The sequence below is a fragment of the Aquibium sp. ELW1220 genome (assembly GCF_030398385.1).
Taxonomy (GTDB): Bacteria; Pseudomonadota; Alphaproteobacteria; order Rhizobiales; family Rhizobiaceae; genus Aquibium.
The window spans coordinates 241,644-264,423 of the sequence record NZ_JAOAOQ010000004.1 but is presented as its reverse complement, the minus strand read 5'-3'; the positions used below and the strand labels follow the sequence as shown (position 1 = coordinate 264,423).

General features: G+C 67.2%; 25 protein-coding genes. 12 read left to right on the top strand and 13 right to left on the bottom strand.

The genetic code is table 11. The features are described 5' to 3' along the window. The 4 genes from N1F91_RS06000 to N1F91_RS05985 all read right to left on the bottom strand — a co-directional run bounded on the left by N1F91_RS06000 (window position 1) and on the right by N1F91_RS05985 (window position 5,372). Entirely contained in the window at window positions 1–378 is a 378-nt protein-coding gene (locus N1F91_RS06000) for a nuclear transport factor 2 family protein (RefSeq protein ID WP_289990832.1), read from the bottom strand. A 63-nt stretch (window positions 379–441) separates the two neighbouring features. After that, window positions 442–1,329, bottom strand: coding sequence for a DUF937 domain-containing protein (locus tag N1F91_RS05995; RefSeq protein ID WP_289990831.1), 888 nt, complete (start codon window positions 1,327–1,329; stop codon window positions 442–444). Between the two features lie 1,231 nt (window positions 1,330–2,560). Then, complete coding sequence (locus N1F91_RS05990) at window positions 2,561–3,934, bottom strand: glutamate--cysteine ligase (RefSeq protein WP_289990830.1); 1,374 nt, start codon at window positions 3,932–3,934, stop codon at window positions 2,561–2,563. A gap of 148 nt (window positions 3,935–4,082) precedes the next feature. Further along, window positions 4,083–5,372, bottom strand: a complete 1,290-nt coding sequence (locus N1F91_RS05985; RefSeq protein WP_289990829.1) for an Hsp70 family protein — start codon at window positions 5,370–5,372, stop codon at window positions 4,083–4,085. A gap of 240 nt (window positions 5,373–5,612) precedes the next feature. Here N1F91_RS05985 and N1F91_RS05980 point away from each other — a divergent pair, with 240 nt between their 5' ends. Together N1F91_RS05980 and N1F91_RS05975 are read left to right on the top strand one after the other, a co-directional pair. Then, entirely contained in the window at window positions 5,613–5,891 is a 279-nt protein-coding gene (locus N1F91_RS05980; protein ID WP_289990828.1) for a type II toxin-antitoxin system ParD family antitoxin, read from the top strand. Next, the gene (locus tag N1F91_RS05975; RefSeq protein ID WP_289990827.1) at window positions 5,888–6,190 is read left to right on the top strand and encodes a type II toxin-antitoxin system RelE/ParE family toxin; all 303 of its coding nucleotides are present in this window, start codon (window positions 5,888–5,890) and stop codon (window positions 6,188–6,190) included. Before N1F91_RS05980 ends, N1F91_RS05975 begins: the two co-directional genes overlap by 4 nt. Window positions 6,191–6,205: 15 nt before the next feature. Here N1F91_RS05975 and N1F91_RS05970 read toward each other — a convergent pair whose 3' ends face one another. Continuing rightward, window positions 6,206–6,943 (bottom strand): 16S rRNA (uracil(1498)-N(3))-methyltransferase, encoded by a 738-nt coding sequence (locus N1F91_RS05970; RefSeq protein ID WP_289990826.1) that lies wholly within the window; start codon window positions 6,941–6,943, stop codon window positions 6,206–6,208. A gap of 31 nt (window positions 6,944–6,974) precedes the next feature. Then, a complete protein-coding gene (locus N1F91_RS05965; RefSeq protein WP_289990849.1) occupies window positions 6,975–7,646 on the bottom strand; it encodes a hypothetical protein in 672 nt (223 codons plus the stop codon). A gap of 81 nt (window positions 7,647–7,727) precedes the next feature. On the opposite strand from N1F91_RS05965, the gene N1F91_RS05960 reads away from it, so the two are divergent. Next, complete coding sequence (locus N1F91_RS05960; protein WP_289990825.1) at window positions 7,728–8,426, top strand: type 1 glutamine amidotransferase; 699 nt, start codon at window positions 7,728–7,730, stop codon at window positions 8,424–8,426. A 295-nt stretch (window positions 8,427–8,721) separates the two neighbouring features. After that, window positions 8,722–8,862 carry a hypothetical protein gene (locus N1F91_RS05955; RefSeq protein ID WP_289990824.1) on the top strand — a complete coding sequence of 47 codons (141 nt, stop codon included), beginning with the start codon at window positions 8,722–8,724 and terminating at the stop codon, window positions 8,860–8,862. A gap of 118 nt (window positions 8,863–8,980) precedes the next feature. Here the strand turns inward: N1F91_RS05955 and N1F91_RS05950 are convergent, their stop codons facing one another. Genes N1F91_RS05950 through N1F91_RS05930 form a run of 5 tightly spaced genes read right to left on the bottom strand, consistent with a single transcriptional unit; the run spans window position 8,981 to window position 13,395 of the window. Then, window positions 8,981–9,721 carry a metallophosphoesterase gene (locus tag N1F91_RS05950; protein WP_289990823.1) on the bottom strand — a complete coding sequence of 247 codons (741 nt, stop codon included), beginning with the start codon at window positions 9,719–9,721 and terminating at the stop codon, window positions 8,981–8,983. Then, window positions 9,718–10,389, bottom strand: a complete 672-nt coding sequence (locus N1F91_RS05945; RefSeq protein WP_289990822.1) for a lactate utilization protein — start codon at window positions 10,387–10,389, stop codon at window positions 9,718–9,720. Before N1F91_RS05945 ends, N1F91_RS05950 begins: the two co-directional genes overlap by 4 nt. Further along, entirely contained in the window at window positions 10,386–11,822 is a 1,437-nt protein-coding gene (locus N1F91_RS05940; RefSeq protein ID WP_289990821.1) for a LutB/LldF family L-lactate oxidation iron-sulfur protein, read from the bottom strand. Before N1F91_RS05940 ends, N1F91_RS05945 begins: the two co-directional genes overlap by 4 nt. A gap of 2 nt (window positions 11,823–11,824) precedes the next feature. Further along, window positions 11,825–12,589, bottom strand: coding sequence for a (Fe-S)-binding protein (locus N1F91_RS05935; RefSeq protein WP_289990820.1), 765 nt, complete (start codon window positions 12,587–12,589; stop codon window positions 11,825–11,827). A 2-nt stretch (window positions 12,590–12,591) separates the two neighbouring features. Continuing rightward, entirely contained in the window at window positions 12,592–13,395 is an 804-nt protein-coding gene (locus N1F91_RS05930; RefSeq protein WP_289990819.1) for an FCD domain-containing protein, read from the bottom strand. Window positions 13,396–13,555: 160 nt separating this feature from the next. Between N1F91_RS05930 and N1F91_RS05925 the strand changes: the two genes are divergently transcribed. Next, entirely contained in the window at window positions 13,556–14,863 is a 1,308-nt protein-coding gene (locus N1F91_RS05925) for a DUF3422 family protein (protein ID WP_289990818.1), read from the top strand. A 48-nt stretch (window positions 14,864–14,911) separates the two neighbouring features. Here N1F91_RS05925 and N1F91_RS05920 read toward each other — a convergent pair whose 3' ends face one another. After that, window positions 14,912–15,310, bottom strand: a complete 399-nt coding sequence (locus tag N1F91_RS05920; RefSeq protein WP_289990817.1) for a cytochrome c family protein — start codon at window positions 15,308–15,310, stop codon at window positions 14,912–14,914. A gap of 443 nt (window positions 15,311–15,753) precedes the next feature. Here N1F91_RS05920 and N1F91_RS05915 point away from each other — a divergent pair, with 443 nt between their 5' ends. The 7 genes from N1F91_RS05915 to glcF are packed head-to-tail and all read left to right on the top strand — an operon-like array spanning window position 15,754 to window position 21,905. Then, window positions 15,754–17,250 (top strand): FAD-linked oxidase C-terminal domain-containing protein, encoded by a 1,497-nt coding sequence (locus tag N1F91_RS05915; protein WP_289990816.1) that lies wholly within the window; start codon window positions 15,754–15,756, stop codon window positions 17,248–17,250. A gap of 55 nt (window positions 17,251–17,305) precedes the next feature. Continuing rightward, window positions 17,306–17,884, top strand: coding sequence for a Uma2 family endonuclease (locus N1F91_RS05910; RefSeq protein ID WP_289990815.1), 579 nt, complete (start codon window positions 17,306–17,308; stop codon window positions 17,882–17,884). 40 nt (window positions 17,885–17,924) lie between these two features. Further along, complete coding sequence (gene glcE, locus N1F91_RS05905; RefSeq protein WP_289990814.1) at window positions 17,925–19,169, top strand: glycolate oxidase subunit GlcE; 1,245 nt, start codon at window positions 17,925–17,927, stop codon at window positions 19,167–19,169. 1 nt (window position 19,170) lies between these two features. Beyond that, a complete protein-coding gene (locus tag N1F91_RS05900; protein WP_289990813.1) occupies window positions 19,171–19,545 on the top strand; it encodes a DUF4870 domain-containing protein in 375 nt (124 codons plus the stop codon). 23 nt (window positions 19,546–19,568) lie between these two features. Beyond that, entirely contained in the window at window positions 19,569–19,796 is a 228-nt protein-coding gene (locus tag N1F91_RS05895) for a DUF433 domain-containing protein (protein ID WP_289990812.1), read from the top strand. Window positions 19,797–19,817: 21 nt separating this feature from the next. Then, the gene (locus N1F91_RS05890) at window positions 19,818–20,573 is read left to right on the top strand and encodes an endonuclease NucS domain-containing protein (protein WP_289990811.1); all 756 of its coding nucleotides are present in this window, start codon (window positions 19,818–19,820) and stop codon (window positions 20,571–20,573) included. Between the two features lie 3 nt (window positions 20,574–20,576). Next, on the top strand, window positions 20,577–21,905 hold the full coding sequence (gene glcF / locus N1F91_RS05885; protein ID WP_289990810.1) for a glycolate oxidase subunit GlcF: 1,329 nt from the start codon (window positions 20,577–20,579) through the stop codon (window positions 21,903–21,905). On the opposite strand, the gene N1F91_RS05880 is transcribed toward glcF, so the two are convergent. Then, a complete protein-coding gene (locus tag N1F91_RS05880; RefSeq protein ID WP_289990809.1) occupies window positions 21,875–22,771 on the bottom strand; it encodes a bile acid:sodium symporter family protein in 897 nt (298 codons plus the stop codon). The two genes, glcF and N1F91_RS05880, sit on opposite strands and share 31 nt — an antisense overlap. Window positions 22,772–22,780: the final 9 nt, after the last annotated feature.

Here is a 22,780-nt window from a genome sequence, read left to right as displayed (position 1 = left end):
TCAAGCCGGACCGCGCAGGTGAAACGTCTTGGAGACGATCTGCCAACGTCCTTCGTGGTGCAGCAGCGTCAGGAAGTCGTCGAAGCGCAGGCCGAGCCAGTCGTCTTCGACATGAACGAAAGCCATGTCGCCTATGATTCTCATCTCTTGGATGCGCCAGTGCGGGTCGGTGACGGGCTCGGTCACCGCCGCCTGGACGGCCGCGGCGAAGGCCGCCCGGTCGTCCCATTCGAGCTTGCCTTCGAAATGGCCGATCGAGCAGGTGCGTTCGTGCCAGGCCAAGGCCAGTCGGGTCTCGTCGCCCGCGCACATCGCCTCGACATAGGTGCGGACCGTGTCGACAACTGCGCCCTCGGTGTCGCTTGCCCCTTCCATCATTCAACCTCCGCGATGATGGCGCAAGCCGATGCCTGCCGCCGGACGTCGTGCGGTGTCCCAGCCTCAGGGTTGCCGGGCCATCCCCTTCAGGAATTCGCCGACGATGGTCTCCATGTTCTTCTGGACCTCGTCGCGCTGCTTGGCGCCGGTCTCGAACATCTCGCCGAAGAGATCGTCCCAGGGCGTGCGGGGGCGGCCGGAAGGGTTGGTCGGCTCGGGCTCGGGCTCCGGCTTCGGCTGCCAGGCCGTCATCATGTCCTCCATCATCTTGCCGAAGGGATTCTGGCCGAAGGGATCGAACGGGTTCCTTGCGGACGGCTCCGGGGCCTTCTTCGCGGCAGACGGCTGCGCGCCGCCGAACATGTCCTGCATCATCTTGCCGAAGGGGTTTGCCATCGGGTCGGGCTGCTGCGGCTGACCGCCGGAAAGCGCGCCGGCCTGGCGCATCATCTCGGCCAGGATCGCGCCCATCGGATTGGTCGCGCCACCGAGCCCGGCATTGCCGAAATTGGGCTGGACGCCGGCTCCCAGCTGGCCCGACGCCTGCTTGAACAGCCCGCCCATGATCATGGCGGCGATGGCCGGCAACATCTGCTTGATGACCTCCTGGCCGATGCCCGTGGCGGTGGCGGCATGCGCGGCGACCGCGCGCGACAGCTCCTTGGAGCCGAAGATCTGGCTGAGCACGTCGTTGCCGGCCGCCTGGCCGCCGGGCGTGAAGGCGCTCATCGGATTGTCGAAGAACTTCGCATGGCTGCCCCCCGCCAGCGTCTGCAGGAAGGCGCCGACGCCGTAGGGATCCGAGACGTTGTGCTTCAGCCCGGTCGAAAACGCCGGCAGCAGCGCCTGGACCACCTGGCTCGTCTGCTGCTGCGTCAGGCTGAACTGGCGCTGCAGCGCCTCCATGGCGATGCCGTTCTGGGCGGACAGCATGTCTGAAAGGGGCAGCATGGCGGGTCTCCGTGACGGGCCGGCGAAGCGGGGCAAATATGTCGTTCGGGATCATGCCATTGTCGCGGGGAATTGCCCAGAGCGGTCCGGTATCCGGCGACGGTGTCGGCGCTCAAGCCCCGTCTTCCGGTCGAAGAGCCAGCCATTCCTGACGAGGCGCTGGCGGTGGTGACGAGACGCCCGGCGAGCGGCCGCCGCTCAACCACGTCCACGCCCCTGCGTCATCAACGCTGCCCGCCGGCATGGTCGTGCGTCCTTCGAGGCTCGCTCCGCTCGCGCCTCAGGATGAGGAGCGGTGAGTTGGCTGCACACTTCCAAAAGGTGACAGCTTCCGCCGCCACGTCCGCGACTGCTCACCTTCGTCATCCCGGAACGACGTCCGAGCGCAGCGAAGGACGACGTGTCCGGGATCCATGCCTCGCCATCGCAGGCAAGCGTGACGGCGACGGAGATTCCCGTGGCTCCCGTCTTTCTCCGTGTCCCGCCATTCGACATCCGCCGAGGCATGGATCCCGGGTCTGCGCCTCCGCTTCGCTCCGGCTTCGCCCGGGATGACGAAGGAGAAGGGGGCGCCGCAATGGGGGGAAGCGGGGCCAGGGCAAAGGGCGAAGCCTGGACGCAACGCCCCAGCGCCATCAACGCTGCCCGTCGGCGTGGTCGTGCGTCCTTCGAGGCTCGCTCCGCTCGCGCCTCAGGNTGGTCGTGCGTCCTTCGAGGCTCGCTCCGCTCGCGCCTCAGGATGAGGAGCGGTGAGTTGGCTGCACACTTCCAAAAGGTGACAGCTTCCGCCGCCACGTCCGCGACTGCTCACCTTCGTCATCCCGGAACGACGTCCGAGCGCAGCGAAGGACGACGTGTCCTGGATCCATGCCTCGCCATCGCCGGCAAGCGTGACGGCGCTGGAGATTCCCGGCGGCTCCCGTCTTTCTCCGTGTCCCGCCATTCGACATCCGCCGAGGCATGGATCTCGGGTCTGCGCCTCCGCTTCGCTCCGGCTTCGCCCGGGATGACGAAGGAGAAGGGGGCGCCGCAATGGGGGAAGCGGGGCCAGCCACAAAAAGGCGAAGCATGGACGCAACGCCCCTGCGCCATCAACCCTGCCCGCCGGCATGGTCGTGCGTCCTTCGAGGCTCGCTTCGCTCGCACCTCAGGATGAGGAACGTTGGTGGGCTGCGCCAACGTGCCGGAGCGCGCGACACGTCGTATCGGAGGCGGTTGCCTCTCGCTGCCCTCAGTACGCATACTCCAGGAACGCCGGCTCGATCGAGTCGCCCCAGCGGGTGTGGTAGGCGGTGAGCATCTCGTCGGCCGAGGTGGTGCCGCGGGCGACGACCTCGTCGAGGGTGGAGAGGAAGGTGCTTTCGTCGCAGCCGTCGCGGTTGAGGCGCTTCCGGTTCTTCAATCCGAGACGCGAGATGGCGAGGACGTCGCGGGCAACGTCGCGCAGCGTGCCGTTGCCGAAGGGCATGCCGATGCCCTGGGCGGGAACGCCGTTGCGCATGGCCAGTACGTCCTCGTAGGTCCAGGAGCGGGTGAGCGCGTCGGCGGCGTCGAGCGCCTCCTCGTCGTAGAGCAGGCCGACCCAGAAGGCCGGCAGCGCGCAGATGCGCCGCCATGGGCCGCCATCGGCTCCGCGCATCTCCAGGAAGCGCTTCAGCCGCACGTCGGGGAACAGCGTCGACAGATGGTTGGCCCAGTCGCCCATGGTGGGCAGGCCGTCGGGCACCGAGTTGCGCAGCGCACCGTCCATGAACTGGCGGAAGGTGACGTGGGTGCAGTCGTAGTAGCGGCCGCCGCGGATGAGGAAATACATCGGCACGTCGAGCGCCCACTCGACATAGTCGGCGAAGCCGAAATCCGGCGAGAAGCAGAAGGGCAGCAGGCCGGAGCGCTGGTTGTCGGTGTCGCGCCAGATTTCGCCGCGCCAGGACTTCAGGCCGTTCGGCCGGCCCTCGGTGAAGGGCGAATTGGCGAAGAGCGCGGTCGACAGCGGCTGGAGGCGGAGCGACACCTGCATCTTGCGGCGCATGTCGGCTTCCGAGGAGAAATCGAGATTCACCTGGATGGTGCAGGTGCGGTACATCATGTCGAGGCCCTGGCTACCGACCTTGGGCATGTAGGCCGTCATGATGTCGTAGCGCGACTTCGGCATGCGCGGGGTCTGGGCCAGCGTCCATTTCGGGCTGCCGCCGAGGCCGAGGAAGCGGATGCCGAGCGGCTCGGCGATCTCGCGCAGCTGGGCGAGATGAGCGTTGCCCTCGCGGCAGGTCTGGTGGATGGTCTCCACCGGTGCGCCCGACAGCTCGAACTGGCCGCCGGGCTCGAGCGAGATCGCGCCCTGGCCGGTCGGCTCGACGAGACCGATGATCCGGCCCGCGTCCATGATCGGCTCCCAGCCGAGCGTCTTCTGCATGCCGTCGAGCAGGGCCTTGATGCCGCGCTCGCCCTCGTAGGGCACGGGCGCGTTGCCGTCGACGTAGAAGGGGAACTTCTCGTGCTCGGTGCCGATCCGCCACTGGTCCTTCGGCTTGTTGCCGGCGGCCATGTAGGCGACCAGTTCGTCGAGCCCCTCGATCGGGCTGGAATCGGTCGTGTCGCGCGCCATCGGCGTGTCCTCTTGGGCTTCTTGCGGCCGATCCGGCGTCGGCGCGCGAGTGATGGCCGAAACAAGGCTGGCCGATCAAGCCAAAAATGCTGAGCCGTGGATCAAGGCCGGTTGATCGGCGGCGTGATCGCTGCCTGCCGCCGCGGTTTCAAGCGGCCCAGCGGGCCGCATCGCCGCTTTCGCCGATGAGGGCGAGGCCGTGCGCGATGGAGAGAAGTTCGCCACCGCTTTCGATGCGGTCGGCATCGAAGCGGCGGGCGAAGATGTCGCGCACGGCCGGCACGAAGGAGGTGCCGCCGGTGAGGAAGACCTTGTCGACGCCGTCGGCGGACGTGTTGGTCGTCTCCAGCACCTCGTCCAGCGCGCCTTCGATGCGGGCGAGGTCGTCGGCGATCCAGGTCTCGAAATCGGCGCGGCGGACGGTCTTGCGGCCGGCAGCGCCGAGTGGGGCGAAGTGGAATTCGGCCTCCTCGGCCTGCGACAGCGCCATCTTGGTGGCCGATATCGCCTGGTAGAGCGGGTAGCCCTCGTCGTACTCGATCAGATCGACGAAGAGCTGCAGCCTCTCGGGCTCGGCGGCGTGACGGACCAGCGACTTCAGGTCCTGGAACTCGCGCGTAGTCTTGAAGATCGACAGCTGGTTCCAGCGTCCGAAACTGGCGAAGTAGCTCGCCGGCAGGTCGAGCAGCTTGCCGAAGCTCCTGAACTGGCTGCCCTTGCCGATCTCGGGCGCGACGAGGTTGTCGATCAGCCGGTAGTCGAAGTGATCGCCGGCGATGCCGACGCCGGAATGGCCGATCGGGATGGCGCGCAGTTCGCCGGCATGGCGTTCGAAGCGGATCAGCGAATAGTCGGTGGTGCCGCCGCCGAAATCGGCCACCAGCACGGTGGCATCGCGGGTCAGCGACTGGGCGAACCAGTAAGCGGCGGCCACCGGCTCGTAGACGTAGTGGATCTCGGGAAAGCCGAAACGCGACAGCGCCGCCTGATAGCGTTCGAGTGCCAGTTCCTCGTTCGGGTTGGATCCGGCGAAGCGGACGGGCCGGCCGACGACCAGCCGCGAGATTTCGGACGGCCATCCGTCGCCCGCATAGGCCTCCAGCCGACGCAGGAAGGTCTCCATCAGGTCTTCGAACTGTTGGCGCCTGGCGAAGACCGTCGTTGCCTGGAAGGCGGCGCTGGCGGCGAAGGTCTTGATCGACTGCAGGAAGCGGCAGTCGCCCGGATGGTCGATGAACAGGCGGATCGCCGCCTGTCCGGCTTCCACGACGAGGTTCTGCGTGGAGCGGCCCTGCTTCATGTAGGCGAGCGCGGTGCGCATGGTGTCGGTGGTGCCGGCCGGCGAGGTGAAGGGCAGGGAATGCGTCGCACCTGCACTGTCGGCGAGGGCGAGGACCGAGTTTGTCGTGCCGAAATCGAGCCCGAGCGCGCGCGCCATGGCAGCGTCCTTCTTTCGTCTTGTCCGTGTTGCTGGCTGGAACGCGCGGCGTCCCGAAGCTTGGAGGGCGCGACCGCCCTTTGCATGAGGGCGCGCTGGTCGCACGGGAGAGGGGTGGATGGCAAGGGGGACGGGGGCGGCGTTGAAGGGCGAATCGATCGGTCAAGTGCCGGGCAATCTGTCCGAGGGGCGTGAACATGGCGATGCTTCGTGCTAGGATCGGAACTGAGGAGAAAACTCATGTCTTCCGTCATAAAGCGCACAGTGGAGCTGATCGGTAACGAAGCGGCCTTCGTGGACAAGAAGGTCGCGGCGGGTGAATACGCGTCGGCGATCGAGGTCGTGCGAGCCGGATTGTCGGCATTGCAGGATCGTGATCTGGCTGTCGAGCGCTGGCTGAGGGAGGACGTGGTGGCGACCTATGACAAGGTGGAGGCCGGAGAGCCGCTCGCGGAGGCGCACGAGGCCTTCGAGGAAATCCGCGAGCGGCACCTGAGCCGGATCGAGCGGGGGAAATGAAGCGTCGGCAGGTATCCCTTTCGCGCGATGCGCGGATCGATCTTGCCGAAATCTATGATCTCATCGCCGATGCGTCCGGTCCATCCATAGCCATCGGTTACATTGATCGTCTCAAACGGTGTTGCCTCGGCTTCGAACGTGCGGCGATGCGCGGAAGTGCGCGGGACGACATCCTGCCGGGCCTGAGAATCGTGGGCTTCGAGCGGCGGGTGACGATCGCATTTCTCGTCCGCGACCAAGACGTAGTGATCCTGCGCCTGTTTTATGGCGGGCGCGACTGGGAGACGCAGTTGCGCTGACAGCCGGGCGTCCGCCTACCGCCAGTCGCCGATCGTGGCCTGCACCACGGCCAGCGCTGCCACCGCTGCGGTGTCGGCGCGCAGGATGCGGGGGCCGAGCGGGATGGGCGTGACGAAGGGCAGGCCGCGGAGCTGGCGGCGCTCCTCTTCCGAGAAGCCGCCCTCGGGGCCGACGAGCACGCCGAGCCGGCGCTCGCGCACCGTTGCGAGGATGTCGAGCGGGTTGTTGGTGGCCACGCCTTCGTCGCAGAAGATCAGCCGGCGGCCTTCCTCCCATTCCCAGAGCAGCCGCTCGAGCTTGATCACCTCGTTGACGACGGGCACGGCGAGGATGCCGCATTGCTCGGCCGCCTCCAGCGCATTCGACTGGAGGCGCTCGACGCCGACATTCGACATCTGCGTGTGCTGGGTGATGACGGGCTGCAGCGTGCCGGCGCCCATCTCGACCGCCTTCTGCACCATGTAGTCGAGCCGGCCCTGCTTGAGGGGGGCGAAGCAGTAGAGGAGGTCGGGCCGGCGCGGCTGGGCGCGGGTCTGGCCGAGCGGCACGAGCGAGGCCTTCTTCTTGCCCGTCGCTGCCACGCTCGCCAGCCACTCGCCGTCGCGGCCGTTGAAGACGAGGAGTTCGGATCCCTCGGCCATCCTGAGCACGTTCAGCAGATAGTGCGCCTGGGCGGGGTCGACCTCGAAGGGATCGCCCTGGACGAGGTCGGCGGCGACGAAGAGCCTCTGCATACGGTAGTTTGCGCGCATGACGTGTTCCTGCGTCAGTCCCGCGGCGCGGTCAAGGCCGGGGCGCGACGTGTGATGGCCCCGCCGTCGCGTGCCAGACCGGCCCGTAGCCTGCGGCGAGGGCGGCGAGCGTGGCGGGCGGCGTCAGGATCTTCAGGGCGGAGGCGCCGGTCGCGGCGGCCGGTGGCAGGGGAGGACCATAGCCTTCGAATCGCCAGGGCAGGAGACGGCCGGCGCGGACGGCGAAGGCGCCGTCGCCTCCCGCCAGCATCGCGCCGTCGGGCAGGGAGGCCGGATCGGCGACGGGCGGGCGCGGCGCGCCGGGAGCGGAGGCGAGGCGCTGTGCGTGCAGGATGGCGTCCATGTCGGGCGCCGAGACGTGCGATCGGCCCTGGCCGGCGGCGAAAGCCGACGCGAAGCGCTTCGCGTCGGCGCGCCGGCAGAGGAAGCAGGGGCGATGGCCGGCCGAAAGCGCGGTGACCTCGTCGAGGAAGAAGAGTTCGGTCCAGCCGGTGCCGCCGCCCGGCGTGTTGCGGCCCATCGGTTCGCGGCGCCATCCCCTGTAGTCGCAGGCGCAGACGATCCAGGCCTTCGACGTCCAGCGGCGCTTCAGCAGCGTCTTCGTCGCGGGATCGTGGAGGATGCCGCGATTGCCGGTGAAGAGCCCTCGGGCAGGATCGGCGCGGATGTCGCCGAACGGGTCGACGCGGTTCTGGAGCGGCATCATGATCTCCGCAGCGCCTTGCGCGCCGTTCCCGCCATGCTATCGCTTCACCCATCCCGCCCGCCACACGGAAACAGACGCATGCGCATCCTCGCCATCCAGAACCACGCAGGCACCGGCCTCGGGCAGATCGCGCAGGCGCTCACCGAGGCGGAGGCCGAGGTCGAACTGGTCCAGGCGCACGAGGGCGAGGCGCTGCCGTCACTCGGCGATGGGCACGACGGTCTGATCGTGCTGGGCGGGGCGCAGAACGCGCTGGCGGACGACGAGCATCCCTATCTGCCGGGCCTGGTGGCGCTGATGCGCGATTTCGCGCTGGCCGACCGCGCCGTGCTGGGTGTCTGCCTCGGCTCGCAGCTTTTGGCGCGCGCCTTCGGGGCGGAGAACCTGATCGGTGCGGCGCCCGAGTTCGGATGGCGCGAGGTGGCACTGACGGAAGGGGGCGCGGCGGACCCGGTGCTGCGGGCGGCGGGGACGCGTTTCCCGGCTTTCCAGTGGCATGACGACACCTTCACGCTGCCGAACGGGGCAATCCGGCTTGCGGGCAACGCAGTGGCGCGGAACCAGGCCTTCCGCGTCGGCCGCGCGGCCTACGGCATCCAGTTCCACTTCGAGGCGGACACGCAGCTGGTGCGTCACTGGAGCGGGCAGTTCGCGGACTATCTGGCGGAGCGGCAGCCGGGCTGGCGGGACCGACTCGGCCCGGATTCGGCGCAGCATGGCCCGGCCGCCGATGCCGCAGGCCTGGCGCTGTCGCGCGCCTGGGTGGCGATGGTCTGAACCTTCCCGTGCCGGTTTCGCGAAGGGCGCCGAAGAAGTCGTTTTTTGCCGGAACCGAACTGCGCTGCGTGACATTTTGAGCACGCGGCGGCGAAACCGTGTGGAAGACTTCACGGACCGCTGGCGTGCCGGAGGCTACAGCCCTATGACGACGCCGCCCGGACCGGGGCTCCGGGAAAGCCGAAAAAGAAACCGAGACTGCGATCGTCTTTTTCACGCACGTCATAAAAGCGTGAAAGACGAAACCGAAAAGTAACCGCGGTCGATTCAAATGCGACGCAACGAGATAACAGAGATGACTCCCGTGAAAGCTGCCCTTCTGTCGTTCTTCATGTTGTCCGGCATCGGCATGTGGGCCGCCGGAATCTATGCCGCCGATGCTGCGTCGGGCCATCAGGTGGTCGACGGCTACGGCGTGGGCGCCATCAAGCGCTGAACCGGCTGCCGGGCTCGATTGCCCGGATCATCGAATCCTATCAGGGACTTGCATGGCCTTTCTCCCAGTCGGGAGGAAGGCCGTTTCGCGTCAGTTGCGGCGCGATCGAAGCGAGGCCTCAACCCGGCATGATGGCCTGGACGAAGCGCTTTTCCGTACCCTCGATCACCAGAGCGGTGAGCCGGCCGGTCTGCCAGGCCGCGGTGTCGACGTTGATGCGGTTGGCGAATACTTCGGGTTCGGCATTCGGCGTGTGGCCGTGCACGATCACCTTGGGGTGCAACTGCTCCCAGTGGTGGAAGGCCTGGCGGATCCAGACGAGGTCCTCCGGCGACTGCCTGGAAAGCGGTACGCCTGGCCTGATGCCGGCGTGGCAGAAGAAGAAGTCGCCGAAGCTCAGCGAATAGGGGAGGCCGGCGAGATACGCGCGGTGGCTTGCCGGCACCGCTGTCTCGAGCTCCGTCCAGCCGGTCGCCAGCGCCACCGGATCACGGGGGTCCAGCGATACGCCGTAGGAGCGCGCCGTCTCCACGCCGCCGTAGTTGACAAACAGGCCGTCGACCTGCGGGACGGCAAGGAAGTCCAGAAAGCCGAGATCGTGGTTGCCGACGACGGACAGGAAGCGTGGCTCCTCTTTCGCGCGGCGCGCCAGCAGGTCCAGCACACCGGCCGATTCGGGGCCGCGGTCGACGAAGTCGCCGAGATGGATCACACGCCAGTCGGCCGGGCGGTCACGCTCGATCTCGGCGGCGATCTGGTCGTGCATGCGGGCGAGCAGGTCGAGCCGCCCGTGCACGTCGCCGATGGCGTAGATCCGGACGCCATCCGGGCCCGCCGCTTCGAGGTAGTGGACGCTCATCCCACGACGATGAGATGAACCGCGCGCGGGCCATGCGCGCCGAGGATGATCTTCTGCTCGATGTCACCGGAGCGCGAAGGGCCGGTGATCAGGTTCAGCGTTCGCGGCATCTCGCCCTTGCCGAACTTGCGGCGGACCTTTGCCATCACCGTCTCGAGATCGCCGGCGATGTCCTTGGCGTCGACGACGACGATGTGGTGCTCGGGCAGGAAGTTGATGGTGGTGGGGTTGTCCTTGCCGGATGCCAGCACGAGGGTTCCCGTCTCGGCGACGCCGGCGAGCGCGTGGGAGAGACCCGCCTCGTCCAGCCCGTCGGACGCGCCGCGGCGGATTTCGAGCGTCTTGATCTGGTCCCAGGGGAGGGTCTTCAGGCGCTTGTCGTCGCCGACGCGGATGGCATGGGGCAGGTTGCGGGCGCGCAGATAGTCGCTGACGGCCTTGGGCACGTGATCGTGCGAGCGGACACGGGCGACCGAGCAGGTGACCTTCTCGGCCATGGCGCAGAACAGGTCGATGCGCGAGACGTCGTCGAGCTGCCCGCGTGCCGGGATGACGCCCTTCGGCGCCTTCGACAGGCGGGCCTCGACGGCGGCGCGGCGGGCGGAGTCGTCGGCGCCCGACAGGGCGCCGCGGATCTTGCCGAGAATGGCTGCGCGGGGGGTGGTCATGCCGTGCCTCCCTGCTTCAGCGCCTCGCGCTGGGCCCATTGCTGGCGGAAGGTGCGGGTCTCCGGTGCGGGGAGTTCGCGGTGCTTCGTCCAGCCGCCCGCGAAGGGCAGGCTGGAGAAGCGGCCTTTTTCCTTGCCCAAGGCTCCCAGCACGGGAATGACGATCGAGGTGGCGAGGGCATAGAGCTGGGGGCGACGCGCGAAGAAGGCCCAGATGCCCAGCCCCCAGCGCTGCGTGGCCGGGTTCAGGCCGCGCTCGAACTCCTTTTCGCGCCAGTGGCGCATCATCTTGGGCAGCGGGATCTTCATCGGGCAGACGCTCTCGCAGCGGCCGCAGAAGGTCGACGCGTTGGGCAGATGGCCGCCCTTCTCGACGCCGATCAGGGCCGGCGTCAGCACCGCGCCCATCGGGCCGGGATAGACCCAGCCATAGGCGTGGCCGCCGATCGAATGATAGACCGGGCAATGGTTCATGCAGGCGCCACAGCGGATGCAGCGCAGCATCTCCTGGAACTCGGTGCCGAGCATGGCCGAGCGGCCATTGTCGAGCAGGATGACGTGATATTCGTCGGGACCGTCGGGATCGCCCGGCCGGCGCGGGCCGGTGGACAGGGTGGTGTAGACGCTCATGTCCTGGCCGGTGGCGGAGCGGGCCAGCACGCGCAGGATCTGGGCGGCATCGTTCAGCGTCGGCACGATCTTCTCGATCGAGGCGATGACGACGTGGATGCGCGGCAGGATCTGTGTCAGGTCGCCGTTGCCCTCGTTGGTGACGATGATCGAGGAGCCGGTTTCGGCGACGAGGAAATTGGCGCCGGTGATGCCGATGTCGGCCTCGAAATACTTGGCGCGCAGCACCTTACGCGCCTCGTCGAGCAGGGTTTCCGGTTCGGTCAGGTCGCGGTCGACGGGCAGATGGGTATGGACGCGGCGGAAATCGGCCTCGACCTGGTCCTGGTTGACGTGGACGGCCGGCGCGATGATGTGGCTCGGGTGCTCGCCGCGCAGCTGGATGATGTATTCGCCGAGATCGGTCTCGACCGGGACGATGCCGGACGCGTCGAGGAAATCGTTGAGCGCGATCTCCTCAGTGATCATCGACTTGCCCTTGGTGACCGTGCGGGCGCCCCTGGTGCGGCAGAGGTCGAGCACGATGCTGCGGGCATCCGCCGCCGTCTCGGCCCAGTGCACCTGGCCGCCGGAGGCCGTGACTTTCTGCTCGTAGGCCTCGAGATAGAGGTCGAGGTTTTCCAGCGTGTGGTTCTTGATGTCGCGGGCGCTGTCACGCAAGGCGTCGAATTCGGGCAGGGCGTCGACGGCCTTCTGGCGCTTGTCGATGAAGCCGGCGCGGACATTGCCCAGCGCCTTCTGCAGCTGGACGTCGTCCAGCGCGTGGCGGGCGTTCTGCTTGAAGGAGGGGGAGGTGATCTGCATGGTCAGTCTCTCCCGCCGATCGGCGCGCCATCCGTCAGGCCGGCCAGCACCTCCGCCACGTGGCGGGCCTCGACGGGCGAGCCCTGGCGCTTGAGCTTGCCGGCCATGTTCATCAGGCAGCCGAGGTCGCCTGCGAGCAGCAGGTCGGCGCCGCTGTCGGCGATGGCCTGCGTCTTGGTCTCGACGATCGAATTGGAGACGTCCGGATACTTGACACAGAAGGTGCCGCCGAAGCCGCAGCAGACGTCGGGATCGCGCATTTCGCGCAGCTCGATGCCGGGGATGGAAGCGAGGAGGGCGCGGGGCTGCGTCTTGATGCCGAGTTCGCGCAGGCCCGAGCAGGAATCATGGTAGGTGACGGACCCGCCCCCCGCCGCCGTCACGCGGTCCATGCCGCGCACGTCGGCCAGGAACGAGACCAGCTCGTGCACCTTGGCCGAGAATGCCTTCGCGCGTTCCTCCCAGCGGGCATCGCCCTTGAACAGGGCGGGATAGTGCTTTTTCAGCATGCCGGCGCAGGAGCCGGAGGGCGCGACCACGTAGTCGAAATTCTCGAAGGCGCGGATGGTGTTTTCGGCGATCATGCGCGCGTCGTGGCGGTCGCCGGAATTGTAGGCCGGCTGGCCGCAGCAGGTCTGCGCCATCGGCACGTCGACCGCGCAGCCGGCCTCCTCGATCAGCTTCACCGCGGCGAAGCCGACGACGGGCCGGAACAGGTCGACGAGGCAGGTCACGAACAGGCCCACCTTCGGTTTGTCACTCGCCACGGTCAATGCGTGCTCCCTACGCTCTTCCTGGTTTCGGTACCCGTACGCTGCATGCGGCGCAGCCGCGAGACCTTCTGCCAGTCCTCGCTGCGCTCGGCTTCGTCCTTGGCGCGCTCGACATAGTCGATATGGGCGCGCACCGCCGCGCGGGCGCTCGGCGGGTCGCCGGCCAGCACCGCCTCGGCGATCGTCCGGTGCTGGGCCAGCAGGTCGTCGCGCGCGCCGGGCAGACCGTAGATCAGGGTGCGGTTGACGAAGACGTCGTCGGCGAGCAGCCGGTAGCAGGAGCGCAGCGTGTGCAGCAGGATGACGTTGTGGGCGCATTCGCCGATCGCCGAATGCAGCTCGACGTCGAGCGCGACCTCTTCCTCGAAATCGCTGCGGGCATGGGCATCCTCCATGCGCATGACGATGCCGGCGATCAGGCTGCGGTCGTCCTCCGTCGCGCGGCGGGCGGCGAAGTCGGCGGCGATGCTCTCGAGTTCGCGGCGGTATTCGAGGAAATCGCGGGCGGCCTTCTTGTGGGTGGCGACGAGGTCGCGGACCGGCCTGGTGAAGACCTCGCCGATGATGTCGGCGACGTGCGTGCCGCCGCCATGGCGCGAGACGAGCAGCCCCTTCGTCTCCAGCGCCTTCAGCGCGTCGCGCAGGATCGGCCGCGAGACGTCGAACCGGCGCGACAGCTCGCGCTCGCCGGGCAAGCGATCGCCGGCGCGGAAGACGCCCTCGAGGATCAGCCCCTCGATCTGGTGGACCACCTCGTCGGAGGTGCGGGCATGTTCGATGCGGGTGAAGATCTCGTCCACGGGTTCCTCCGGCCACGCGAGCGCTGGCCGTGGCGGACACTATAACTGGTCAAGAATCTTGTCCAGTTCGATGGAAGACGACACGGCGCGATGCCACATGGACGCCGCGGCGGGTTTCGCTATTCTGCATCGTCCGCCGGGAGGACGGTGGGAGGGCGCGATGGCAGATGATCGAGGGGCTATACCGCAGGAGATCCCGCTCACCGGCTCGGTGATGGGGTTTCGCGCGCACGAGGCACGGGCGAATGCGGTTGGCGAGGTGCATGCCCGGCCGCATCCGCTGATCGAGACGCCGCGCAACCTGATCCAGCTCGCCTTCATGACGGAGGGCGGCTCGACGGTCGACCATGCGGTGCTGGGCGAACTGTCGCGCCGGCTGGGGGTGGCGCCGCCCGACAGGCAGGCGCGTCACCACGCGATGAAGTGGGGCCGCGGCACGCTGCGCTGGGAGCGGCACACGGAATTCTCGACCTATCTCTGGGAGGGGCCGCCGGCTGCGGCTGGCGAGGAGGACGAGACGCCGTTCGGCGCCGGCTTCTCGGCGCCCGGCCTCGTCGTCTCGGGCGTGCGGCTGGAGATCCGTCCCTGGACCGAGGCCAATGAAGCACGCCTCTCGGCCTTCGATCCGGCGAGCCTCTGCCATTCGCTGGTCGACGGCGGCATGGCTGCCGCCATCACCGACTTCCGCCAGGATGGCGACGGGATGACGCGCATCCTGGTGCTCGACAAGGGGCTGGCACCGGCCCGCATCGGCGCGCTGGCGCAGCGGCTGATCGAGATCGAGACCTATCGCACGTTGGCCATGCTCGGCCTGCCGCTGGCGCAGTCGCTGTCGCCGCGGATGCGCCGCATCGAGGACCGTCTGGCGTCGATCACCGGGCAGATGCGCAACGCCGCCGGCCGGCGCAACCAGGACATGCTGGCCGAGCTGACCGAACTGGCGGCCGAACTCGAGGCGGACGCGGCGGCGAGCCTCTACCGCTTCGGCGCGAGCCGGGCCTATCACGGCATCGTCGAGGAGCGCCTTGCGGCGCTGGGCGAGGAGCCGGCGCCGGGCGGCGAGAGCTGGTCGGCGTTCCTGCAGAGGCGCGTCGCGCCGGCGATGCGCACCTGTCGGTCGATCGAGGAGCGGCAGGCGAACCTGTCGCGCAAGCTCGCCCGCGCGGCGACGCTGCTGCGGACCTGGGTGGACGTGGAGGTGGAGCAGGGCAATCGCGACCTGCTCGCCTCGATGAACCGCCGCGCCAAGCTGCAGCTGCGGCTGCAGCAGACCGTCGAGGGGCTCTCGGTGGCGGCGGTGTCCTACTATGTCGTGGGGCTGGTCGGCTATCTCGCCAAGGGCGCGTCGCTGTTCGGCGGCGCGGTGAAGCCGGAGGTGCTGACGGCGGCGCTTGTCGTTCCGGTCGTCGCAGGCGTCTGGTGGATGGTGCGCCGGATCCGCAGCAAGCACGGCGAGGGCGCGGACTGATGCCGCGGGCGTCTTGCGCCCGCGGATCGCGTTGGTTTCCGGAAGGGCCTACCTGGCCGAGCCGTCCTCGTTGAACTTGTTCAGATAGGCGATGACATCGGCGCGCTCGTCCGCCTTCTTGAGGCCGGCGAAGGCCATCTTGTTCTTCGGGATGTAGCTCTTGGGGTCGGCGAGATAGGCGTCGAGCGTCGCGGCGTCCCAGGCCTTGTCGCCAGCGCCGAATTCGGTCATGGCGGGCGAATACTTGAAGCCCTCGACGCTTGCCACCTTGCGGCCGACGATGCCGTTGAGCTCAGGGCCGACCTTGTTCTTGGCACCGGCGCCGACGGCGTGGCAGGCGCTGCACTTCTTGAACACCTTCTCGCCGGCAGCCGGATCGCCATCGGCAAACGCGGCGCCCGAGAGGGCCAGCAAGGCGGTGGTTGCGAGGACTGAAAGCTTCGTCATGTTTCTCTCCCTGGCGGAAACCATTCGTGGCGTTTCGGTGCTGAATTGCGCCGATCGAGTGGCTGCGGCAAGAGCTGCCGCAGCCGTCAGCGCGCTGAAGGCACTATGTCGCAGTGTTTCGGAGGGGCGGCGGAGGCGCCGACGCGGGATCCGCGCCTCGGCGGATGTCGTCTGGCGCGGGGGTGCGGGCGGGAGCAGCTGGCGGGATCGCGGCGGCCGTGGGTCGTCCTGCACCGGACCACGGAGATGGACGGCGAGGCATGGATCCCGGATACGGCGTCCTTCGCTTCGCTCGGACGTCGTTCCGGGATGACGAAAACCGGGGGCCAAACGCCGGCAGCACTCCCGGTGTGGCTGCTCTCTTCCGTCCGTTCGGATCGCCCTTTGCGGCGGCGCCGGGAACTGGTAAAGAGTTTTGACCACTTCGTCGCGGGAGGCTCATCATGACTGGACTGGCGATGCCCAAGCCCGATGCCGCGACGCTGGCGCGGCGGGCCGAGATCGTGGCCGACATGAAGATCATCGTGCCGGGGGAAGGCGTGGTCGACGCCGTCAACGGCATGCGCGCCTTCGAGAGCGACGGGCTGACGGCCTATCGGCAGCTGCCGCTGGTGGTGGTGCTGCCGGAGACGACGGCACAGGTGGCCCGGATCCTCAAGTACTGCAACGACCGCAACATCCGGGTCGTGCCGCGCGGCTCGGGCACTTCGCTGTCGGGTGGCGCGCTGCCGCTGGAAGACGCGGTGCTCCTCGTCATGAGCCGCTTCAACCGCATTCTCGACATCGACTACGCGAACCGGAGCGTGACCGCGCAGCCGGGGGTGACAAATCTCGGCATCACGCACGCGGTGGAGCAGGAGGGCTTCTACTATGCGCCCGACCCGTCGTCGCAGATCGCCTGCTCGATCGGCGGCAACGTGGCGGAGAATTCCGGCGGCGTGCACTGTCTCAAGTACGGGCTCACCGCCAACAACGTGCTCGGCATCGAAATGGTGCTGATGGACGGCCAGGTGCTGCGGCTCGGCGGCAAGCACCTCGATTCCGAGGGCTACGACCTGCTCGGCGTGATGACCGGCTCGGAAGGGCTGCTCGGCGTCGTCACCGAGGTTACCGTTCGCATCCTGAAGAGGCCGGAGGCGGCGCGCGCGCTCCTGATCGGCTTCCCGTCCAGCGAGGAAGCCGGACAGTGCGTGGCCGACATCATCGGCGCCTGCATCATTCCCGGCGGCATGGAGATGATGGACGGGCCGGCGATCCGGGCGGCGGAGGACTTCGTCCATGCCGGCTATCCGCTCGACGTCGAGGCGCTGCTGATCGTCGAGCTCGACGGGCCGGGACCGGAGATCGACCACCTGATCGGGCAGGTGGAGGCGATCGCCGCGCGGAACGGTTCCACGGCGTGCCGGATCTCGACGTCGGAAGAGGAACGGCTGATCTTCTGGGCCGGGCGCAAGGCGGCGTTTCCGGCGGTCGGGCGGATCTCGCCGGACTATTACTGCATGGACGGCACGATCCCGCGCAAGGAACTGCCCAGGGTGCTGGCCGGAATGCGGGAGATGTCGCAGCGCTACGGCCTCGGCGTCGCCAATGTCTTCCACGCCGGCGACGGCAATCTGCACCCGCTGATCCTCTACGACGCCAACCGGCCAGGCGAACTGGAGAAGGCGGAGGCCTTCGGTTCCGACATCCTGCGCCTCTGCGTCGAGGTGGGCGGCGTGCTCACCGGCGAGCATGGCGTGGGCGTGGAGAAGCGCGACCTGATGGGCACGATGTTCACAGAGGACGATCTCGACCACCAGATGCGGGTGAAGTGCGCCTTCGACCCCAACCATCTGCTCAACCCCGGCAAGGTGTTCCCGCAACTGCGACGCTGCGCGGAGATGGGACGGATGCACGTGCACAAGGGGCAGATGCCGTTTCCCGACATTCCGAGGTTCTGACTTTGGCCGATCGCCGGTTTTCCGCTATGATGGCGACAGGAAGGAGGGCGTCTGAATGAACACGCATGTCGCGCCGCCGCCGGGAAAGCTGACCGCCGAAGAGTTCCTCGATTTCATTGAGGACCGTCCGCGCGAGGAACGCTGGCAACTGATCGACGGGGAAGCGTTCATGATGATGTCGCCTGCAAGGCTGCCGCACCAGCGGATCGGCCTCAACCTGATCCTGCTTATGAACGCTGCACTTCAGAAGCATCTCCCGGATGTCGTCGCCATGCATGAAGTGGCGGTTCAAGTTGAGGCATTCCCGGACTTTCGTGCAATCGCGGACGTCGCAGTGATCAATTCAAAGGTCGAGGATGAGGTTTACGGAACTCGGTTCCACATGGCCGCCGAAGTCCTGTCGGGGTCAAACACGCGTGAATTCATAAGCCGCAAACGATCAATCTACGCGGCATCGCCGGATTGCGTTCATGTTCTGATCATTTCTCAGGACGATTTCGCCGTCGAAGTCTGGTCGCGCTCGAACGACTGGCAAGGCCGCGTTTATCGCTCGGCGGACGATGTGATCGAACTGGCGGAGTCCGGGTTTTCGTGCCGGGTGGCGGACCTGTATCGTGGAACTCCGGTGACGTGATGGTTGCGCCAGCAATCGGTATGACGGTTTCGGAACACGCATGACCACCTTCACCCCCACCACATCCGCCGAGGTGCTCGAGGCCGTCCGATGGGCGGCAGGCGAGGGCGAGCCGGTCGAGATCGTCGGGCACGGCTCCAAGCGCGGCATCGGACGGCCCCTCCAGACCGAACACGCGGTCGACTGCTCGGGGCTGTCGGGCGTCACGCTCTACGAGCCGGAGGAACTCGTCCTGTCGGCGAGGGCGGGCACGCCGGTGGCCGAGATCGAAAAGCTGCTTTCGGAGAGGCACCAGGAATTCGCCTTCGAGCCGATGGACTACGGTCCATTGCTCGGCGGCGAGGCGGGACGCGGCACGATCGGCGGCCTGCTGTCGGCCAATCTCGCCGGGCCGCGTCGCCTGAAGGCGGGCGCGGCGCGCGACCATATCCTCGGCATCCACGCCGTATCGGGCCGCGGCGAGGCCTTCAAGTCGGGCGGGCGGGTGGTGAAGAACGTCACCGGCTACGACCTGTCGAAGGTGATGGCCGGCGCCTGGGGCACGCTGGCGGTGCTCACGGACGTCACCTTCAAGGTGCTGCCGCGATCGGAGACCGAGACGACGCTGGCGCTTCGGGGGCTGACGGAGGAACAGGCGGTCGCGGCCATGGCGGCGGCGATGGGATCGAGTGCCGAGGTTTCGGCCGCCGCGCACCTGCCGGAGACGGTGACGGGAAAGGTGCTCGACGGCGCCCTGTCGAGCCGCGCTTCGACGCTGCTCAGGGTCGAGGGTTTCGGGCCGTCCGTGACCTATCGAACGGAGATGCTGAAACACCTCTTCTCGATGCTGGAGATCGACGCGATCGACGAGACCCCGTCCCGGACGCTCTGGCGGCAGGTGCGCGACGTCACGCCCTTCGCCGACGGGACGGCCAGGCCGGTGTGGCGGGTGTCGATGGCGCCGTCGGACGGGCACCGTATGGTCATGGCGCTGCGCATGCAGGTGGCCGTCGACGCGTTCTACGACTGGCAGGGCGGCCTCGTGTGGCTGCGCATGGAAGGCGAGTGCGAGGCGGCAACGCTGCGCGCGCTGGTCAAGCGCCACGGCGGCGGACACGCGACACTGGTTCGGGCGAGCTTTTCCGAACGGGTGGCCGTGCCGGTGTTCGAGCCGCAGCCCGCCGCGCTCGCCGCCCTGGCGGCGCGGCTGAAGACCGAATTCGATCCCAAGGCTATACTCAATCCCGGCCGGATGGCCGCCGCGCACGCGGTTGCCGGCGCGGACCGCCACGCGACAGGAGGCTGACATGAGCGACACGAACCCGGGCGGCGGACGCCAGACCGACAGATGGCTGGAAACGGGCAAGACCAACATCCAGGTGATCTACGTGCTCTACCTGGCCGGCTTCGCCTTCGCCTTCACGCCGCTGATCGGCATCGTCATGGCCCACATCAACCGCGGCAAGGCGACGGGCTGGGTGGCGACGCACTATACATATGCCATCCGCACCTTCTGGATCGGCCTGCTCTATTCGCTGATCTCGGCGGTGCTGGCGATCCTGCTGGTCGGCTTCCTGCTGATGATCGCGACCGCGGTGTGGTTCGTGGTGCGATGCGTGATCGGTCTGATGGCGGCCTCGCGCGACGAGCCGATCCGGAACCCGCACGGGTGGCTAATCTGAACGTGTGAGCGAGGGAAGAGGCCATGCAGGTAGACGAGATCCTCAGTCGAGATCCCGAGATCATGTCCGGGGCCGTGGTGTTCAAGGGGACGCGGGTGCCGGTTTTGGCGGTCTTTGAAAACTTTGCCGCAGGCATGTCGATGGACGACGTCGTTTGCAATTTTCCTACAGTAGAACGAGATCAGATCAAAAGAGTGTTGTTCATTGCAATGCAGGAGCTTGAGGCACAATTCGTCGAGGATGAGAGATAAAAATAGTGGGCGAGGGAGCGGATGCGCGCAGAATATAGGACCTGGCTCGAAGACCAAAAGTATGAATCAGGAACGATTACGGCACAGTTGCATCGTGCCGGACGAGTTGAGGATTGTTATGGGAACCTGGATGATCACTTTGCAAGCGGAACGCTTCAGGGGGTTATAGACGAACTAACCTATTCAGCTGAAGATGAAAGAGTGGGAAAGCCAAACCCATCGAAAATCCCGTTCAACGGGAACACCAGGAACAATCTCGCTTCGTATAAAAATGCGGTGGTGAGGTATCGCAAGTTCCTTACCGGCTGGGAGCGTAGCGATGCGGATGTTCCATTGGAGTCCGAAAATACGACTATTTCTCTTGGCGTTCCTCATGAAGATTACGCAGAAATTCCAGCACAGAAGTTGTCGCTCGAACGCGACATGCAAGCTGCACTCCGTCGGGAAATCCGTCAGCTAAGCGCAAGCCTCATAATAATCGACGACGGTGCTGAGCGGTCGGTGGCCTCAGGGTTCATCGATATCACCTGCTGTGACCAAACAGACAACTCGATGGTAGTCGTCGAATTGAAGGCCGGCAGGGCGGACAGCCGAGCGATTGCACAAATTCTCGGCTACATGGGCGATATTGCCGAAGAGGAGCCGAACCGAAAAATCCGAGGACTACTTGTAGCGCACGAGTTTGACAGGCGTACAAAATCTGCGGCTCGAGTCGTCCCGACGCTGGGGTTGATCAGGTACTCCGTAAAATTTCACTTCGAGGCAGATCGCTCCTAACCCATGCAAACTAGCTTCTCCCCCTCCCAGCTCGCCGATCCGCACGTCGCGGAGGCCGAATCCATCCTGCGCAAATGCGTGCATTGCGGCTTCTGCACCGCGACCTGCCCGACCTACGTGACGCTGGGCAACGAGCTCGACAGCCCGCGCGGGCGCATCTACCTGATCAAGGACATGCTGGAGAACGGCCGGCCGGCGGACACGGAGATCGTCACCCACATCGACCGCTGCCTGTCGTGCCTCGCCTGCATGACGACCTGCCCGTCGGGCGTGAACTACATGCATCTGGTGGACCATGCGCGGGCGCACATCCAGAAGACCTATCGCCGGCCGCTTCTCGACCGGGTGACGAGGGGAGTGCTCGCGGCCGTGCTGCCGCATCCGGGCCGGTTCCGGGCGGCGCTGTCGATGGCGCGGCTGGGCAAGCCCTTCGCGGGGCTGCTGCGCGCGGTCGGGCTGAAGCCTTTCGCGGCGATGCTGGCGCTGGCGCCCGACCATGTTCCTGCCCGATCGGCATCGGCCGAGCCGGGCACGCATGCCGCGGCCGGGACGCGGCGCGGGCGCGTGGCGCTGCTGTCCGGCTGCGCGCAGCCGGTGCTGAAGCCCGGCATCAACGAAGCGACGATCCGGCTGCTCACGCGCCTCGGCGTGGAGGTCGTGCTGCCAAAGGGGGAGGGCTGCTGCGGCGCGCTCGTCCACCACATGGGCCGCGAGGAGGACGCACTGGCCTCGGCGCGCCGCAACGTCGATGCCTGGATGGGGGAGATGGAGCGGGGCGGCCTCGACGCCATCGTCATCACCGCGTCGGGCTGCGGCACGACGATCAAGGATTACGGCTTCATGCTGAGGCTCGACCCGGCCTATGCGGACAAGGCGGCGCGGGTCTCGGCGCTGGCGAAGGATGTGACGGAGTATCTCGCGACGCTCGACCTGCCGGCGCCGGAGCGCTCGCCGGGGCTGACGCTCGCCTACCACTCGGCCTGCTCGATGCAGCATGGACAGAAGATCACCCGCCAGCCGAAGCTCCTGCTGGCGAAGGCGGGCTTCGTGGTGAAGGACCCGCGCGAAGGGCACCTGTGCTGCGGATCGGCAGGCACCTACAACATCCTGCAGCCCGAGATCGCCGCCACGCTGCGCGACCGCAAGGTGAAGAACCTCGAGGCGACGGGCGCCGCGCTGGTGGCGACCGGCAATATCGGCTGCATCACGCAGATCGCCTCGGCGGCGAAGATGCCGGTGGTGCATACGGTGGAACTGCTCGACTGGGCCTATGGCGGGCCGAGGCCGGAGGGCGTTCCCGATCAGGCCGGCACGCTGGCCGCGGCGGAATAGGTTCGACCCGCCAGGCGTCGGCGCCAGAGCGTGAAGGGGATCACCAGAAGGTACATGATCACGCCGTAGACGCCGGAGGGGACGCTGAAGGCGGGCTCGACGACGCCGGGTCCCGCGATCAGCGCGCCGACCGCGATGCCCAGTGCGGCATTCTGGATGCCGGTATCGATGGAGATGGCGGTCGCCTGCGCCGGGCTGAGAGAGGCGAGGCGTGAGAGCCCGAGCCCCAGCAGGATCAGCGAGCAGCCGAGCAGGATCACGCTGGGACCGAGCGTCGGAAGCGACTCGACGAACAGCGACCAGTTCGTGGTCAGCGTGCCGACGACGAAGACGATGAGCAGGAACGAAGCGAGCCTGCGCATCGGACCGTCGAGACTGTCCGCCAGGCGCGACGCGTAGTGCCGGACCGCCATGCCGATGGCCACCGGCAGCGTCGTCAGCATGAACATCGAGAGGCCGAGCGAGCCGAGGTCGATCGGCGGAGCGTCCGCGCCGAGAAAATGGCCGACGACGAAGGAGACGAGCAGCGGCATGGTGAACAGCGCCGCAAAGCTCGAGACGCCGTTGACCGAGATGGACAGCGCGACGTCGCCATGCGCGAAGCGCGTCATCAGGTTCGACGTGGGTCCGCCGGGGCACAGCGACAAGATCATCAGGCCGATCGCCATCTCGGGCGACAGCGCGAAGATCTGGGCGATCGAAAAGGCGATGGCCGGCAACAGCACGAACTGGGCGCTGGCGCCGACGGCAAAGGCCTTCGGCTTGCGCATCACGTTGCGGAAATCCTCGATCGTCAGCCCAAGCCCGAGCGAGAACATCATTACCGACAGCGCCGCCGGCATCAGGATCGTGATTATCGGGTGCATCGCGTCCTC